We start from the raw sequence: 16,619 nt of genomic DNA, 5'->3' as shown, positions 1-16,619 counted from the left end.
CTCCCCCCTTCAGTCATGGCTCCGATTTCCCCCTCGGGCGGTGCCGAGCCAGACGGCGATGGCCTGGCTGCGGCTGGTGGCCGGCAGCTTGGTGAAGATCCGGTTGATGTGGTTCTTCACGGTCTTCTCGCTGATGAAGCACGTGGCGGCGATCTGCGCGTTGGTCATGCCTGCCGCGATCAGTTCCATCACCTCCGCCTCGCGATGGCTCAGCCCGAACCGGTCCGTACCGTTTCCCCGCCGTACCAGCGGGGCACGGTCCCCACCGTCCCGCTGTGCGGGGACCACAGGGGCCGCGCCGTGCGGCCCAGTCGCAGACTGTGCCATACCGGCTTGCGGTTGCGAAGTGGTTTGCGAGGGTCGCGATGAATTCGAGACCGAGTACGCCCCGCAATACTGCGGACTTGCTCCGCCCGCAGGGCCATTCTGACCGGAATTGCCATTTGCAGGAGCAGCGCGTTCTTCCGGTGTTGCCCGGCGTTGGCCGGAAGGTGAACCCCCGGCTCCTTGGCCGGTTCCGTACGCCGCGCGGCCCGGATCGTCCGTTCCGTACCGCGCCTCGCCCGGGCCGTCCGCTCCGTACGCCGACCCCAGGCCCTCCGGGAGGGGCCCGTACGAGGCGCCCGGCGCGGGCGGGGCCGCGCGGACGTGGGCCAGCAGGGCGTTGCAGGCCGTGGCGGTGAAGCGGGCGCGGCCCGCGGTGATGTCCCGTACGGCGGCGGCCAGTTCGTCGGCGGTGAACTCGCCGTGCACGAGGTAACCGCCCGCGCCGAGCCGCAGCGACTCCCGCACGAGCTCGCTCTCCCGGCTGTAGGTCAGCATCATCACGGGCGCCAGCCGGGCGAGGTGGGGCAGGGCCGAGATGCCGTCGACGCCGGGCATGCGGACGTCGAGCAGGATGACGTCGGGGCGGTGCAGCCGCGCCTCCTCGTACGCCTGCCGGCCGTCGGCGGCCTCCGCGACGACCTGGATGTCGGGGCGCCCGGAGAGCAGGACGGTGAGCCCGGCGCGTACGACGGGGTTGTCGTCCGCGACGACCACCCGCAGCGGCGGGCCCGGCTCGGGCGCGTGGCCGCCGGGGACGGCGGAGGGGTGGCCCGGCGGGGCGGTGAAGGGATCCGCCGGTAAGGAGGGGACGCCGCCCTCCGCGCCAAGGACTGAGCGGTCGTCGAAGGCTGAGGGGTCGTCGAAGGGCGAGGGGTCGTCGAAGACGAACGGGTCCTCGAAGACGAAGGGATCGCCGACGAGGGCGACGGGGTCGGTGGCGGGCGCTACGCGCGACGCACGGAATTCCGGCATGGCGCGGCCTCCTCTCACGGCCTGGCGGGGGGACGGGACGGTTGGTCGGGTGCCGGTGTGAACGGCGGTATGAGGGGCTTGGGCACCACCGCCGCCAGCGGCAGTTCCACCCGGACCTCGGTGCCCCGGGTGGCGCGGCCGCGGCCGATGCGGATGCGGGCGCCGATGCCGGCCGCCCGTTCCACCATGCCGACCAGGCCGAAGTGGCCGGCCCTGCGCAGGCCGTCCAGGGTCGTACCGGGCGGCAGGCCGCAGCCGTCGTCGTACACGCTGATGCGGAGGCTGCTCTCGACCACACCCGCCGCGACGTCCAGGCGGCTGGGGGCCGCGTGCCGACGGGCGTTGTCCATGGCCTCGGTGGCGATGGTGAGGAGCTGGCGGGCGATGGCGTGCGGGACCTGGGGAGCGGGGCCGTCGCCGAGCGGGCGGTAGCAGGCGGGGATGTCGGCGCGGCGGGCGAAGTCGGCGACCTTGGCGGAGAGTTCCCCCGCGACGTCGACGCCGCCGCACAGGCCGGTCTCGCGCCGCAGGTCGGAGAGGAGTTCGCGGGACTCGGCCGCGGCCCGGCGGGCGGCGCGGGAGACCAGTTCCGCCCGGCGCTTGACGGTCGTGGGGTCCGTACGGTCGGCGGAGCCGGCCAGGCCGTCGGCGGCCATCGCCAGGCCGTGCAGGGTCTTGGCGACCGAGTCGTGCATCTCACGGGCGAGCCGCGCCCGTTCGGACTCGACGGCCTCGTGGACGGCGAGCCGGGAGCGGGTCTCGGTGAGCGCCTGGCTCGCGGCGCCGAAGCGCAGCATCAGATTGCGGAGGGTGACGCCCGCGGCGCCTGCCACGACGCAGACGCCGGGCAGGAACGTCGAGCCGGCCAGCGTCACTTCGAGGTCGGCGTCGCCCACGTACGCCAGCAGGACGATGCAGACGGTCAGGGACGCGAAGACGCCCGCGCCGCGCCAGCCGTAGGCCAGGCCGGCCAGCAGCGGCGTGCACATCGTGACGTAGCTGAGCGGGCTGGCGGGCGAGGCCGTGAAGAGCAGCAGGGCGCCGAAGGCGGCGTCCACCGCGAGCAGGACGGGGTGGCGCAGCAGCAGCGGGCCGAACCGCTCCCAGTCGCGGAAGAGCAGGTACGAGGCCATGAAGGTGAACAGCACGGCGGAGCAGATCAGGACGGTGGGCCAGCCCCGCTTGGTGCCGAGGATCGCGAACGGCGCCGCGAGGGCGATCATCGCGAGCCGGAAGCCGAAGACCTGCCGGCACAGTGCCTGGAGGGCGCTCAGCTGGAGCCGGAGGGTGGGTTCCGCCGGCGGCGGTGCCGTGCCCTCCGGACCGTGCGGCGGCAGCGGACCGCCGGCGGTGATGGGCACGGCGGCCCCCCGCCGGAACATCACGCGCCGCCGGTCCCGCCGCACAGCCCCGCTCCTCACCCCAGGAGCCCCGATCCCAGGAACATGCCGGCGCCGATCAGCAGGATGGTGGCCGGGACCATGACCATGGTGATCGTGGTGGTGGCCTTCGGCACCGCCCTGGCCGCCTTGCGGCGGGCGTTCTGGGCGTCCGTGCGCCGCATGTCGTTGGCGATGGCGATGAGCGTGTCGACGATCGGGGCGCCCAGCTCCTCGCCCTGCTGGAGGGCGGTGACGAACATCGCGACCTGCTCGGAGTCGTTGCGCCTGCGCAGCTCCTCGAAGGCCTGGCGGCGGCTGACGCCCATGTCCATCTGGCGGAGCGTGATGCGGAGTTCGTCGGACCAGGGGCCCCGGTACTTCTCCGCGGTGCGGTCCAGGGCCTGGCGGAAGCCGAGCCCCGCGGAGACCACGACGGCGAGGACGTCGAGGAAGTCGGGGAGGGTGCGCTCGATGGACTCCTTGCGCTGCCGGATGGCGGCCCAGAGGGAGACCTCGACCCAGCAGGCGGCGAACCCGATCATGAGGAGCGCGAGGATCGCCTGGCCGTTGGCGGCCATGGCGAGGGCGCCGAGCGCGCCGGTGACGCCGTAGACGAAGCGGCGGGCGGCGTACCGGTCGACGGTGAGCCCGCCGGGGTTGCCCGCCATGTCGATGCGCTTGCGCAGCCGGTCGACGCGCTTGGGGCCCATCAGGCGCAGCACGGCCGGCGCGTACCGCATGCCGAGCCGGTCGATGGCCGAGCCCGCCGCGCTGGTGCGGGAGGAGCCGACCTCCAGGGCGACCACGAGGTCGCCGGGGAGCTTGGCCTCGGAGCGGTACAGCCGCCAGCCGTACACGGCGCCGAGGACGGACAGGCCGAGGAGGAGGGCGAAGAGGAGTCCCATGGTGCGGCCTCTCAGACGTCGATCTTGCCGAGCCGGCGGACGAGGAAGAAGCCCAGCGCGTACAGGGCGAGCGCGACGAGGATCGCGCCCTGGCCCAGGACGCTGCCGGTGATCTTGTCCAGCGCGCCGGGCCAGATGTTGTTCATGACCAGCAGCGCGCCCAGGCCCATCAGCGGCACGATGTAGCCGGTGGCGGTGACCTGCGACAGCTGGGTACGGACCTCGCGCCGGGTCTCCTTGCGCTCCTCCAGGGTCTCGGTGAGGTTGCGCAGTGAGCTGACGACCGTGCCGCCGGCCCGGTTGGAGAGCACCAGCGTGGTGACCAGGACGACCAGTTCGCGGGAGGGCAGCCGCTCGGCGAGCGCGCCGAGCGCGTCCTCCACGGAGTGGCCGATGGCGAGCTGGTCGGCGACCTTGCCCAGCTCCTCGCCGGCCGGGGCCTCCAGCTCCTCGGCGGCCATGGCCAGCGCCGTACGGAGCGCCAGCCCGGCCTGGGTGGCGTTGGCGAGGACGCGGGACAGCTCGGGGAGCTGGCTGATGAACCGCTCGGTGCGCTTCTGGCGCTGCCAGCCGAGGTAGGCGAAGGCCCCCCACAGCCCCGCGGCGCCGGCGATCGGCCCGAAGAACGGGGCGAGCAGCACACTCGCGAGGAGCCACAGGCCGAGGACCGCGGCGACCATGGCGACGAAGAACGCGCCGGGCGTGATGTCCAGCCCGGTGGCGGCGAGCCGGGTCTCCAGCCGCTTGCCGAACCGCGTCCGGCGCAGCCTGCGGTCCAGGCCGTGGAAGGCACGGCGGTGGCCCGGCGCGCGCGGCTGTCCCGACCGGTCGAGCCGGTCGACCAGCGCGGCGTGCTGCGCGCGGCCCGAGGCGACGGCGTGTACGCCGAGGACGGCGAACAGGCAGCACACCAGCGTGGCGCCGATCGTCAGGAGCGCGAGGTTGTCCATGGCGGCGGGGGATCCTCCGGGAAGGGGGCGGGGGGGCGGACGGAGGGTCAGGCGGGGTACTCGCCCTTGCGGACGACGAGCTGTCCGGCGTCGTCGGCGACGCCGAAGGCGGCGGGGAGCGGCTCGTTCTTCATGTAGAGGCGTTCGGCGACCCGGCGGGGCAGCGGGTAGTACTCGAAGGCGCCGTGCACCGTGCCGTCCGGGCCCATCGGCTGCGGTACGAATCTGGCGACGGAGACGATGCGGTAGTCCTCGCGGCCGCGGGAGTCCACGATCGCGATCTCGCTGATCTTCCGGGTGCCGTCGGCGTGCCGGGTGAGCTGGACGAGGACGTCCAGCGCGCTGTTGATCTGGTCCTTGATCGCCACGAACGGGATCTCGACCTCGGACATCGACGCCAGGGTCTGGAGCCGCATCAGCGCGTCCTCCGCGCTGTTGGCGTGCACGGTGGCCAGCGAGCCGTCGTGACCGGTGGACATCGCCTGGAGCATGTCCAGCGTCTCGCCGCCGCGCACCTCGCCGACGATGATCCGGTCGGGGCGCATCCGCAGAGAGTTGCGCACCAGGTCGCGGATGGTGATCCGGCCCTTGCCCTCGACGTTGGCCGGGCGGGCCTCCAGCGTGATGACGTGCGTCTGCTGGAGCTGGAGCTCTGCGGAGTCCTCGATGGTGATGATGCGCTCGCCCTCGGGGATCAGTCCGGAGAGCGCGTTGAGCAGCGTGGTCTTGCCGGAGCCGGTCGCGCCGGAGACGACGACGTTGAACTTCGCCCGCACCAGGCCCGAGAGCAGCATCAGCATGTGCGCGTCCAGCGAGCCGAGGCCGATCATCTCCTGGAGGGTGTAGGAGCGGGGGAAGCGGCGGATGGTGAGCGTGGCGCCGGACAGCGCGAGCGGCGGGATGACGACGTTGACCCGCTCGCCGGAGGGCAGCCGCGCGTCGACCATCGGATTGGTCTCGTCGACCCGGCGGTTGACGGTGGAGACGATGCGCTCGATGGTCTGCATCAGCTGCTCGTTGGAGGCGAACCGCAGCGGCAGCAGCTCGACCTTGCCGGCCCGCTCGACGAAGATCTGGTCGGGCCCGTTGACCATGATCTCGGTGACCGAGGCATCCTCCAGCAGCGGTTCGAGGATGCCCAGGCCCAGCGCCTCGTCGACGACGCGGCGGATGAGCATGGCCCGCTCGTGGGTGGAGAGGACCGGGCCCTCGCGGCTGATGATGTGGCCCAGTACGCGTTCCAGCCGGGCCCGCCGCTCGGCGGCGGCCAGCGAGGACATCTCCGCGAGGTCGATCTCCTCCAGCAGCTTGCCGCGGTAGACGGCGACGAGGTGGTTCTCCTCCTGCTGGCCGTTGGGGGCCTCGGGAGCGTTGATGCGCGCCCTCAGGCTCATGGTGCGGACTCCTTCGTACGCGGCATGGTCACGGTCTTCTCGGTGGCGAGGCCGTCGACGAACGGAATGACCGAGGGGATCGTCACCTTGGCGGTGACGGACACCCGGTCCGGCGCGGGGCGCTCGACGAAGTCGGCGCCGTCCGCGATCCAGGCGCTCATCGCGGCCTTCCCGGCCTGGACGTAACCGATCTCCGGCTCGTCCAGCCCCGCGGTCCGGGCCGCGGCCCGCGCCCCCGTACCGGCCTGCTGGATCGCGTACGCCGCGATGCCGAACTGGACCAGGGCCAGGCCCACCAGGATCAGGACCGGCAGCATGCCGAGGAACTCGACCACGGTCTGTCCGCGGTCGCCCCGCCTCTTCGCGCGCAGCACCATGGTTCAGTCCCCTTCCCGTACGGCGGCGGCCTCGCCGGTGACGTCGAACGGGAAGGCGACGGAGCCCGGGAAGAGGACCGGGACCCGCAGCGTGACCCGGGCCTTGACCAGGCCGGGCGCGTCGCTGCAGCGGACGGCGGCGGTGGCCCGCCAGCTCGCCCCCAGGTCCTGCGTCCCGCCGCGCTCGCACGCCCCGGGGCCGCCGGAGCCCGCCGCGCGCGCGGCCCCGTCGGCGGCGTTGCCGGCCAGCGTGTACGTGAAGCCGACCAGCGCGCACTGCCACAGCAGCACCAGGGTGATCACGATGAGCGGCAGCATGCCGAGGAACTCCACCGCGACCTGCCCCCGGTCCTCCCGCGCTCGCCGTACGCGCCGCGCGACCCGTACCCGCCAGGCCGTCATCCGTCAGCCCTCCCCTGCCGGTCTGCCGGCGGCGGGCGCGCCGCCCCGGCGCCGCCGGAGCCCGATCGAGCCGCGGTCGTTGCGGTAGCGGCCGCGCCTGTTCCGGCCGTGCCCCGGCGGCCCGTCCTCCGGGCCCCGGCCCAGGCCCAGTTCGCCGGCCAGCGCCCACATCGCCTGCTTGACCGTGCCGCGGTCGTCCAGGTCCTGCATCCGGCCCGAGTCGACCGCGGGCTGGAGCTCCTTGAAGCCCGCGGGCACCGCCGTACGGGCCACCCGGGTGCCGACGATCCGCTGGACCAGCGGCGGCTGGATCTCCGTACCGCGGTTGTGCCGGTTGACCACCGCGAGGGTGTCCTCGGCCTTGCGCACCTGGAGGCGGTCCCACATCCGTACGGTGCGCTTGGCGGCCCGTACGGTGACCACGTCCGGGGTGACGACCAGCACCGCGCCGTCGGCCATCTCGATGGCGGCGGCGTTCGCGCCGGTCAGCTGGGACCCGCAGTCGATGATCACCACGTGGTACCGGCTGCGCAGCGCGTTGACGATCTGCCGGGTGGTCCGCTCGTCCACCTCCTCGCCGCGCTCGCCCTCGCCCGGCGCGAGCAGCAGCCCCACGCCCGTCTCGTGGTGCATCACCACGTCCTGGAGGACCCGCGGCGAGATGTCCTTGATACCGGCCAGGTCGGCGATCGACCGGCGGAACTGCACGTCCAGATAGGAGCCGACGTCACCGCTCTGGAGGTCCATGTCGACCAGCGCCACGTGCGTGCCCACCGACCGGGCGGCCAGCGCCAGTTGCACGGCGAGCGTGGTGGTCCCGACGCCGCCCTTGGCGCCGCTGACCGTGATGACCGTGCCGCCGGCCCCGGCCGGCAGCGCGGGGTCGGCGGTGAGGTGGCGGCGCACGCCGGCGGCCCAGTTGGCGGCGGCCTGGAGCCGCGCCGACAGCTCGTCGTAGGAGAGGGGCAGCCCGACGACGCCGCGCGCGCCGGCGTCCATGGCGGCGGAGTACACCGAGGGCCCGGCGTCGGCGGTCATGAGGACCACGCCGACCGCGGGGAAGCGCAGGGCCACCTCGCGCACCAGCTCCAGCGCCGGCAGCGGGCCGACGCGCTCGTGCACGAGGACGACCTCCGGCAGGTCGGCGACCGACTCGTCGGCGAGCTGCCCGAGGGTGTCGAGCAGCAGCGTCGAGTCGGCGACGGGCCGGCCGGGGTCGGCGTCCGGCAGCTGGCTCAGCAGCGTCGTCACCGAGCGGGCCGCGTCGGCGTCCCCGACGACCGGGAGGATTCGTGTGACCATCCGTTACCTCACTTGTCCCCGGCCAGGGTGTAGTCCCGCTGATCGTCCGGGATGGTGGCGTCGCTGCCCGGCGCGACCAGCGCCAGACGTACGTGGGTGGCGAAGGACTCCGCGTACGCCACGCGCTGCGCGTCGAGGGTCTTGAGCGCGAAGGTGATCGGCACCGCCTCGCCGCCCCCGTTCGCCGCCTCGCCGGGCCGCGGCTTGAGCGCGGTGAGCCGGCCGACGTCGATGACCTTGGCGTTGCTGACGATGACCTTGGAGCTGTCGGCTTCGCCTTCCTTGCCCGCGAAGGTGGCGTAGATGTTGACCGTGGCACCGGGCGTGATCTTGCCGGCCACGCCGGTCGCGGCGTCGATCATGATCGCGATCTCCTGCTGGCCGGGCTGGAGGGCCGGCCGGTCGGCGACCATGTCGCTCTGCAGCAGCGACCCCTTGCGCAGCGGATTGACCGCGATCCGGCCCACCACCTCGTCGAGGTCCCGTACCGCGGTTCTGGGCAGCCAGCGCTCGGGCAGCCGGATCCTCCGGAACTGCCCCGCCTCCAGGGTCTTGTACGCGGCGACGTCGGTCCTCAGCTCGTAGGCGGAGACCTCGGGGCCCACCTTGGACTCCACGTCGCTGATCACCGACAGGACGCCGGCGAAGGCGCCGAATGCGCACAGGACCGACAGGAGCAGCAGGATGATGCCGCGGCGCTGGCGTGAGTTCATGGTTGCGGACTACCTCGTTCAGGGCGGTTACGGTGAGCGGGGCGGGGCATGACGCAGGGGAGGCGCGGGAGCGGTGGATCCGTGACCGGGTGGCGGAGTGCCGCCGTCGCCGAGTAATCCGTCCATGTGCCCACTGTGGCCGCCGCACCGGGTGGCCGCTACCGCGACCGGCCGGACGGTCCGGCTCCGCGCGCTGCGGCGGTGCCGGAGGGGCTGCGGTGTTCGGCGGGAAGCACGGGAGCGGCGCAGAACGCGCAGCGGTCACCGATGAGTTCCAGGCCGCACCAGGGGCAGGGGAAGCGCTGCACAGAAGCGACCAGCCGATCGAGTACGGCGGTGTCCGCGATGCCGGCCGCGAACTCGGTCAGCCTGCCGGTCCCCCACCAGCGTGCGGATTCCGCGGGCAGTTCGGCCTGGTGCACGGCCTGTACGGACCACTGGCCGGCCAGGGTGTGCAGCCACTCCGAGGTGAGCTGGCCCTCGGCGACCGTCATATGGGTGGCGAACTCCGGGCCCGGCAGCCGGGCGTCCTCGGCGCCGGGCATGACCAGCTGCGGGGTGGGGTGGGCCAGCACGGCGAACTGCGAGCCGGGCACCCAGGACCGGGCGTGCGCCTTGAGGCTGACGGGCACGGCGTCGAGCCGGGTCACGCTGTTCAGCAGCGCGCCCGCGTGGATGTAGTACGTGAGCAGCCGGGCCGCGGCGCCCAGGACGCCGGGGCCGACGTCGCAGACGGAGAGCTGGCGCAGCTGACGGACCAGCAGGCCGACGCCGAGCGGCGGTAAGTCGCTGCCGATCAGGGCGATCCGGTCGCTCTCCAGGACGGCGCGGACGGTGTGCAGCCGGCGGACGTGCTCCTCGGACACCGCGCGGGAGTGGACCACGAGGACGTGGCCGTGCTGCTCCAGGAGGAAGTGCATCTGGGACAGGGCGTCGTCCAGCGACTGGCGTTCCGGGGGGCCGAGCACATGCGCCGGAGGCGTGATCCGGTCGGGGGGCGCGAGCACCAGATCAGGACTGGTGACTGCTATCGCGGTCGGCATGTGTGTGTCCCCGTTTCACCACGTCACTCGCTCCACAACTTCCCTCGCTGCGGTGTCCTGTCTTCCGCAGACTTTAGCCGCGTCCCAGGCGTCAGAAAACACTTCGCCGGCTCCGGAGGCCGCCACAGCAGCGTTCTCACGGTAGCCATTCTGGAGATCATTTACCGATCAACCTCGATCTATCCATGGCCGTTCAAAAAGAACGCGCAACTGCACGTGCATCCGCAGATGCGTACCGTCTATTTCGCGACATTGCCGACAACCGGTGCTATACAGCGCTCAGTTGCGCTGTAGCGCCCTACAACACCCCGTCAGCACCCGGCCGTTCCGCACCGTTCACCACCATTACGCCCCTTTCGCGACGGCGCGGCAGCGCCGGAATTCCCCCCTTCTCACCGGAATGGACTACGGAACACATCGACTGCCTGGAATTCATCGGGCGGCCGCCTGAAACCTCCCCCGAAAGTGATCACGATCAATTCCCCATTCGAGTCTCGCTCTTGACAGAAGCATTGGTCTGGACCACGTTGTACGGCAGCACGCAGGGGCCCTGAGCGCGCACTCCGTAACACCCGACTTCCCCCCACGGAGGCTGTTGTGGTTCGCGCACGTCCAAGAATGTTCACGCTCACGAAGAGACTGCTCGGCTGTCTTGCCGCCGCCGCGCTGACGACCGCGGGACTGACCGCGGCGGGCGCCGTCGACGAGGCCCGGGCCGCCGCCCCACCTGCGCACGCGCTCACCGGTTACTGGCAGAACTTCGACAACGGCGCCACCGTCCAGAAGCTCAAGGACGTCCCCGACGCGTACGACATCATCGCCGTCGCGTTCGCGGATGCCACCGGTACGCCCGGCGAGGTCGGCTTCACGCTCGACCCGGCGCTCGGCTATGGCTCGGTGGACGACTTCAAGGCGGACATCAAGGCCAAGCAGGCGGCCGGCAAGTCCGTGATCATCTCGGTCGGCGGCGAGAAGGGCGCGGTCTCGGTCGCCGACGACGCCTCCGCGCAGAAGTTTGCGGATTCGGTCGGGAAGCTGATGTCGGAATACGGCTTCGACGGCGTCGACATCGACCTGGAGAACGGCCTCAATTCGACCTACATGACCAAGGCGCTGAAGTCGCTGCACGCCGCGCACGGCGACCTGGTGGTCACCATGGCGCCGCAGACCATCGACATGCAGTCGCCGCAGAACGAGTACTTCAAGACAGCGCTGGCCATCAAGGACTTCCTCACGGTCGTCAACATGCAGTACTACAACAGCGGCTCCATGAACGGCTGCGACGGCAAGGTCTACAGCCAGGGCTCGGTGGACTTCCTCACCTCGCTGGCCTGTATCCAACTGGAGAACGGCCTGGATCCGTCGCAGGTCGGCATCGGCGTTCCGGCGTCCCCGAAGGCGGCCGGCAGCGGATACGTCGAGCCGTCCGTGGTCAACGCGGCGCTGGACTGCCTCACCAAGGGCACCGGCTGCGGCGCGTTCAAGCCGTCCAAGACCTATCCCGGACTGCGGGGCGCCATGACCTGGTCGACCAACTGGGACGCGGCGAACGGCAACGCCTTCGCGAACGAGGTGGGCGGGCACGTGCACGGCCTCTGACGGCGGTCGACCGCGCTCCGTCTCCCCCGGACCACCCCCCACATCGCGGGTCTCCCCACCGCCCGCGAACGGGCCCGCCGCCGGCTCTCCCCGGCGGCGGGCCCTCTGCCGTCTCACGGCGGGGCGGTCACTCCCCGGCCGGCTTGGGCAGCGTGCACCCTTCCCGGTTCAGGTCGAGCTTGTTGCCCGTGCCGAAGCACTTCGGTATCCCGTACGTCTGCTGGGCGTAGCCGATGCCGGCGTGGACGGTCACGTTGCCGTCCGCGTCCACCTCGCACGGGTTGTTCAGCGTGCAGCGCGCCCCGTCCTCGTTGAGCGTGTTGTTGACCGCCGCGACCTTGCCGGTGGCGGTGTCGACCACCGGTGAGCCCGAGGTGCCGCCGATCGTCTTGCAGGCGGAGGTGTAGCGGACCGAGTCCTTCCAGGTCCACTCGCCCTCCTTCAGCGTCGGCGCGAAGCCGTCGATGCCGCAGGAGTAGATCTTCTTCCAGTAACCGGAGACGATCTTGATCGAGGCGCCCTGGGCCGGCCGCTCGGTGGCCAGCGCGAGCGCCTTGATGCCGTACTTCTGCTGGATGTCGGCGTAGGTGGAGGTCAGTTCGTACAGCGAGACGTCGGTGTCCGTCATCGTCGCGTACGCGACCTTGCTCGCCCGTACCGTGCCCTTGTTGGCGCCGGTCGAGCTGAGCAGGGTGAAGCTGCGGCTGGACGCCTTGTCGACGACGACCTCGCCGGCGCCCGGCATGCCGGACTCCAGGCAGTGGCCGTTGGACATGACCAGCGCCTTGTCGGTGTCCTGCGAGTCCGGCAGCCGCACCACCGAACCGGAACAATTGCTGAGCGCCACGGTGCCGGCGAAGTCGACGGCCCGCGGCGCCGCCTTGTGCTGCGTGAGCCGGACCTGAACCTCGGCCGTGGCCGGCCGGCCGTCGCCGCCGGGCAGATGCGCGTCGGCCACGGCGGGCCCGGCCCCGGCGCCGACGAGGGCGGCCGCACCCAGTACGGCGCCGGCGAGAGCGGTGCTGAGAGGTCTGTGCATGTGGGGTCCTCTCCGGTATGCGTACCGGAGGTTTCACCCCCCGGTGTTGTCATGCACATACTCCGGGCGCCGGGGGGTGAAGGCAATGGGGCGTCAGACGACCAGACTGACTGCCGCGGCCACCACGAAGCCCGCGACGGAGAGCACGGACTCCAGGACCGTCCAGGACTTCAGGGTGTCGCGCTCGGAGATCCCGAAGTACTTGGACACCATCCAGAAGCCGCCGTCGTTCACGTGCGACGCGAAGATCGAGCCCGCCGAGATGGCCATGATGACCAGGGCCAGGTGCGGCTGGGAGAGGTGCTGGGCCTCGACCAGCGGCAGGACGATGCCGGCGGTGGTGACGATGGCGACCGTGGCGGAGCCCTGGGCGACCCGGAGCACGACCGAGAGCAGCCAGGCCAGCACGATGACGGGCAGGCCCACGTCGTGGAAGGTGTCGGAGAGGGCGTCCGCGACACCGCTGCCCTTGAGGACGGCGCCGAAGATTCCGCCGGCGCCGACGACCAGCAGGATGTTGCCGACCGGCTTCAGGGACGCGGTGGAGACCGTCTCCAGGGACTTGCGGGACCAGCCGCGGCGGATGCCGAGCAGGTAGTACGCGAGGATCAGCGCGATGGTCAGGGCCACGAAGGGGTGGCCGAAGAACTCGATGACCGAGCGGCCGGAGGACGGCGCCAGCGCGATGGAGGAGAACGTCGCGAGCAGGATGAGGATCAGCGGCGTACCGATGATGGCGAGGACGGTGCCCAGCGGCACCGGCTTCTCGTGGGCGTCGACGCCCGCGGCGGCCTTCTCGGCCGCGACCGCCGCCTTGGCCTCCTCGGCGGCCTCGACCATGTCCTGCGGCACGGGCACGAAGACCCGCTTGCCGATCCACGCGGAGTACGCCCAGGCGGCCAGCACGGCGGGGATGCCGCAGACCAGGCCCATCAGGATGATCCAGCCGAGGTCGACCTTGAACAGACCGGCGGCGGCGACCGGACCCGGGTGCGGCGGCAGGAAGGCGTGCGTCATGGACAGGCCGGCCAGCAGCGGCATGGCGTAAAGGATGACCGACTTGCCGGAGCGCTTGGCGGCGGCGTAGACGATCGGCGCGAGCACGAAGATGCCCACGTCGAAGAAGACCGGGATGCCGAAGATGAGGCCGGTCAGGCCCATCGCGAGCGGGGCGCGCTTCTCGCCGAAGAGGCGCAGCAGCCGGGCGCTGAGCACCTCGGCGCCGCCGGAGACCTCAAGTATCGCGCCGAGCATCGTGCCGAGGCCGATGATGATCGCGACGTGTCCGAGGATGCCGCCCATGCCGCTCTCGATCATCGAGACGACGTCGGACTTCTGGACGGTGCCGAAGAGTTCGGTGACGGAGAGGCCGGCGGCCAGGCCGACCACGATGGAGACGGAGAGCAGCGCGACGAAGGGCTGCAGCCTGACCTTGATGATCAGGAAGAGGAGCAGGACGATGCCGAGCGCGGCGACGGTGAGCAGACCGGCCGTGCCCGGTATGAGGGCGAGCAGACCGCCGGTGTGCGGTGGTGGCGCTGGGGTGGGGGCCGCGGCGAGGAACATGGCAGGACTCCGTTGTCAGGCAGGGGGGTTTCCAGGCAGGGGGGACCGCGGCACGGCGCCCCGTCGGTACGGGACACCGCGCCGTGCGGCAGGTCGTGCAGGTGCGGTAGGTCTCGCGCTAACGGCAAGGGGACCGACGCCTCTTTCCGTGGGAAGCGAGGAGGGGTACGGGGCTCAGCTCAGGACGGCGAGCGCGTCGATCTCGATGAGCAGGCCCTTGGGCAGGCCGACGTACACCGTCGTACGCGCGGCCGGCGCCTCCTTCAGGCCCTGCTCCTCGAAGTAGGCGTTGTAGATCTCGTTCATCTCGGCGAAGTGGTCGACGTCCGTGAGGTAGACGCGCATCATCATGACGTCGTCCCAGGACGCGCCGCCCTCTTCCAGGATCGCCTTGACGTTGGCGAAGGTCTGGAGCGTCTGCTCGCGCAGGGTCGGGCCCGCGGGGGTGGGCGCCTTGCCCTCTTCCGCCGGGAGGAAGCCGACCTGGCCGGCGACCTGAAGGATGTTGCCCTTCTTGACGCCGTGCGAGAACTTGGCGGGCGGGGTGGTGTGGGTGGCCGGGGTGAGGGCGATCTTCTCGGTCATGGTGGTTCTCAGGCTTCCTTGTGGTCCTGCGGGGTTCTTACCGGGCCGTTGCCGGAGTACTCCCGGCTGATGGCGTCCGCGGTACGGCGTACCAGCGGGAGCAGTGTGAGGAGTTCCTCGGCGGAGACGACGACGTTCGGCGCGGAGACCGACATCGCCGCGACCAGCCGGCCGTCCGCACCGCGGATGGGTGCCCCGATGCAGTTGATGGACTCCTCGTGGCCACCGAGGTCGGTGGCCCAGCCCTGTTCGCGCACCTTGGCCAGCTCGGCCAGGAAGGCCGTGGCGTCGGGGGTCGAACGGGCTGTGTACTGGGGGTAGTCGAGCCGCTCGGCGACGGCGCGCCGCTCCGGCTCGGGGAGGTCGGCGAGCAGCAGCTTGGCGACCGCGGCGACGGTGATCGCGACGGGCTTGCCGATCCGCGAGTACATCCGTACCGGGTAGCGGCTCTCGACCTTGTCGATGTAGAGGACCTCGTTCTCCTCGTACACCGCGAGGTGGATGGTGTGGCCGACCTTCTCGTTGAGCGCGACGAGGTGGGGGTGGGCGATGTCGCGCACGTCGAGGTTCTCGACGGCCTCCTGGGCGAGGGCGAAGAGCCGGGCGCCCAGGCGGTACCGCTGGTCGGCCTGGCGGTAGACCATGCCGTGTTCGTGGAGGGTGCGCAGCAGCCGCAGCGCGGTGGACTTGTGCACGCCCAGCCGGTCGGCGACCTGCTCCAGGTTGGCCGGCCCCTGCGCGAGCAACGGCAGGATGCTCAAAGCGCGGTCGACAGTCTGACTCATGCTCGAACCTCGCTGCGCTCGGCCCGGCCTGAGTCGGGCACGCACCTTTCGATGATTCGTTCGCTTCGCTCGCTCATGAGGGGACCTCCACCCGTACTTCCGCGGCCCCGCTCTCCGTCCAGCCGGGGCCGAGTCGCAGTGTGCCCCACTCCTCCGGGGTGAGTGCGACGAGGTGGTCGGCGAGCTCCCGCGCGGGCGGGGTGGCCAGGTCGCCGGGGACGGTGAGGGAGGCGGCGGCGATGAGGTGGCCGTGCCGGATCCGGTCGAAGACGGGCAGGCCGCGCAGGGTCGCGGAGAGGAACCCGGCGGCGAAGGCGTCCCCGGCGCCGACCGGGGCCGCCACCTCGACGCTCAGCGCGGGCGCGAAGGTCACGGCGTCGGTGCCGTCGGGCTGCCGCTCGTACACCGTGGCGCCCTCGCCGCCCTGCTTGACGACGAGCACGCCGGGCTCGGGAAGGGCCTCGCGCACGGCGGCGGGGCCGTGCACGTCCCAGGCGGCCGCGGCCTCGTCCTCGCCGACGAAGACCAGGTCGCAGCCGCGGGCGAGGCCGAGGAGGATGCCGGGGGCCTGCTCGGCGCGGTCCTTCCACAGGCCGACGCGGTAGTTGAGGTCGAAGGAGACCAGCGGGCGGCCCGCGCGGCGCTCGGTGATCTTCTCCAGGAGGCCGAGGCAGGTGTCGGAGAGGGCCGCGGTGATGCCGGTGACGTGGACGACGCGGGCGTCCCACAGGGCCCGCTCGTCCGCGAGGTCCGGGCCGAGGGCCGAGGCGGCGGAGCCGGCGCGGTAGTAGACGACCTCGGCGAGCTGCTGCCCGTCCGGCTCCCCCTCCGCGCCGGTGGCCCGCTCGCCCGCCGTACGGAAGTAGATGCCGGTGGGGCGCCGCGGGTCGCGCCGGACGTGGCCGACGTCGACCCCGTGCGCGGCGACGGTCTCCAGGAGGTGGTCGCCGAAGCCGTCCGTGCCGACCCGGGAGATCCAGCGCGCGGGGTGCCCGATGGCGGCCAGCGCGCAGGCCACGTTGGACTCGGCGCCGCCGATGGCGCGGTCGAAGGAGGGCACGTCGGCGAGCCTGCCGGGGCGTGCGGGCAGGAAGGCGACCATGGACTCGCCCAGGCAGACGACGTCGGTGGTGACGTTCGGTGGCGTGGTCACTGTGGTCACGGTGTTTCCCTGCTCCTCGCGGTGTGTGCTGCGGGGTCCCGGTGGTGCGGAGCGCGTGTTCAGCTCCCTGTTTCCCACCATTGACCCGACGATGAATCGGATGCTAGACAGCATTC

At 71.7% G+C, this 16,619-nt stretch carries 16 protein-coding genes; 1 reads left to right on the top strand and 15 read right to left on the bottom strand.

Annotation, left to right across the window (positions count from 1 at the left end; all coding sequences use genetic code 11):
* Nucleotides 1-9: 9 nt before the first annotated feature.
* From ACZ6WH_RS24305 to ACZ6WH_RS24260, 10 genes are all read right to left on the bottom strand, one after another.
* Entirely contained in the window at nucleotides 10-1,299 is a 1,290-nt protein-coding gene (locus ACZ6WH_RS24305; RefSeq protein ID WP_469730515.1) for a response regulator transcription factor, read from the bottom strand.
* A 14-nt stretch (nucleotides 1,300-1,313) separates the two neighbouring features.
* Nucleotides 1,314-2,660 (bottom strand): sensor histidine kinase, encoded by a 1,347-nt coding sequence (locus ACZ6WH_RS24300; protein ID WP_469730513.1) that lies wholly within the window; start codon nucleotides 2,658-2,660, stop codon nucleotides 1,314-1,316.
* Nucleotides 2,661-2,716: 56 nt separating this feature from the next.
* Nucleotides 2,717-3,586 carry a DUF5936 domain-containing protein gene (locus ACZ6WH_RS24295; protein ID WP_432858333.1) on the bottom strand — a complete coding sequence of 290 codons (870 nt, stop codon included), beginning with the start codon at nucleotides 3,584-3,586 and terminating at the stop codon, nucleotides 2,717-2,719.
* A gap of 11 nt (nucleotides 3,587-3,597) precedes the next feature.
* The gene (locus ACZ6WH_RS24290; RefSeq protein ID WP_469730511.1) at nucleotides 3,598-4,536 is read right to left on the bottom strand and encodes a type II secretion system F family protein; all 939 of its coding nucleotides are present in this window, start codon (nucleotides 4,534-4,536) and stop codon (nucleotides 3,598-3,600) included.
* A gap of 47 nt (nucleotides 4,537-4,583) precedes the next feature.
* Nucleotides 4,584-5,930 carry a CpaF family protein gene (locus ACZ6WH_RS24285; RefSeq protein ID WP_432864656.1) on the bottom strand — a complete coding sequence of 449 codons (1,347 nt, stop codon included), beginning with the start codon at nucleotides 5,928-5,930 and terminating at the stop codon, nucleotides 4,584-4,586.
* Nucleotides 5,927-6,307 carry a TadE/TadG family type IV pilus assembly protein gene (locus tag ACZ6WH_RS24280; RefSeq protein ID WP_469730509.1) on the bottom strand — a complete coding sequence of 127 codons (381 nt, stop codon included), beginning with the start codon at nucleotides 6,305-6,307 and terminating at the stop codon, nucleotides 5,927-5,929. The genes ACZ6WH_RS24285 and ACZ6WH_RS24280 overlap by 4 nt, the downstream gene beginning before the upstream one ends.
* A 3-nt stretch (nucleotides 6,308-6,310) precedes the next feature.
* The gene (locus tag ACZ6WH_RS24275) at nucleotides 6,311-6,709 is read right to left on the bottom strand and encodes a TadE/TadG family type IV pilus assembly protein (RefSeq protein ID WP_361566675.1); all 399 of its coding nucleotides are present in this window, start codon (nucleotides 6,707-6,709) and stop codon (nucleotides 6,311-6,313) included.
* Between the two features lie 3 nt (nucleotides 6,710-6,712).
* Entirely contained in the window at nucleotides 6,713-8,011 is a 1,299-nt protein-coding gene (locus ACZ6WH_RS24270; RefSeq protein ID WP_432858328.1) for a CpaE/TadZ family protein, read from the bottom strand.
* Nucleotides 8,012-8,019: 8 nt separating this feature from the next.
* Nucleotides 8,020-8,724: a Flp pilus assembly protein CpaB gene (gene cpaB / locus ACZ6WH_RS24265; protein ID WP_432858326.1), complete on the bottom strand. Its 705-nt coding sequence runs from the start codon at nucleotides 8,722-8,724 to the stop codon at nucleotides 8,020-8,022.
* Between the two features lie 158 nt (nucleotides 8,725-8,882).
* A complete protein-coding gene (locus ACZ6WH_RS24260) occupies nucleotides 8,883-9,767 on the bottom strand; it encodes a hypothetical protein (protein WP_469730506.1) in 885 nt (294 codons plus the stop codon).
* Between the two features lie 618 nt (nucleotides 9,768-10,385).
* Between ACZ6WH_RS24260 and ACZ6WH_RS24255 the strand changes: the two genes are divergently transcribed.
* On the top strand, nucleotides 10,386-11,366 hold the full coding sequence (locus ACZ6WH_RS24255) for a chitinase (RefSeq protein ID WP_469730504.1): 981 nt from the start codon (nucleotides 10,386-10,388) through the stop codon (nucleotides 11,364-11,366).
* Nucleotides 11,367-11,493: 127 nt separating this feature from the next.
* On the opposite strand, the gene ACZ6WH_RS24250 is transcribed toward ACZ6WH_RS24255, so the two are convergent.
* The 5 genes from ACZ6WH_RS24250 to ACZ6WH_RS24230 all read right to left on the bottom strand — a co-directional run bounded on the left by ACZ6WH_RS24250 (nucleotide 11,494) and on the right by ACZ6WH_RS24230 (nucleotide 16,584).
* Nucleotides 11,494-12,405, bottom strand: coding sequence for a S1 family peptidase (locus tag ACZ6WH_RS24250; protein ID WP_469730502.1), 912 nt, complete (start codon nucleotides 12,403-12,405; stop codon nucleotides 11,494-11,496).
* A gap of 93 nt (nucleotides 12,406-12,498) precedes the next feature.
* A complete protein-coding gene (locus ACZ6WH_RS24245) occupies nucleotides 12,499-13,971 on the bottom strand; it encodes a GntP family permease (RefSeq protein ID WP_432858318.1) in 1,473 nt (490 codons plus the stop codon).
* 174 nt (nucleotides 13,972-14,145) lie between these two features.
* Nucleotides 14,146-14,556 (bottom strand): RidA family protein, encoded by a 411-nt coding sequence (locus tag ACZ6WH_RS24240; protein WP_361566655.1) that lies wholly within the window; start codon nucleotides 14,554-14,556, stop codon nucleotides 14,146-14,148.
* Between the two features lie 8 nt (nucleotides 14,557-14,564).
* Nucleotides 14,565-15,341 (bottom strand): IclR family transcriptional regulator, encoded by a 777-nt coding sequence (locus ACZ6WH_RS24235; RefSeq protein WP_361566653.1) that lies wholly within the window; start codon nucleotides 15,339-15,341, stop codon nucleotides 14,565-14,567.
* A gap of 73 nt (nucleotides 15,342-15,414) precedes the next feature.
* On the bottom strand, nucleotides 15,415-16,584 hold the full coding sequence (locus ACZ6WH_RS24230; RefSeq protein ID WP_469730499.1) for a sugar kinase: 1,170 nt from the start codon (nucleotides 16,582-16,584) through the stop codon (nucleotides 15,415-15,417).
* Nucleotides 16,585-16,619: the final 35 nt, after the last annotated feature.

It is taken from the genome of Streptomyces sp. NPDC050806, from assembly GCF_055586425.1.
The sequence above is the reverse complement of the archived record's forward strand: the minus strand, read 5'-3'. Positions and strand labels throughout refer to the sequence as shown.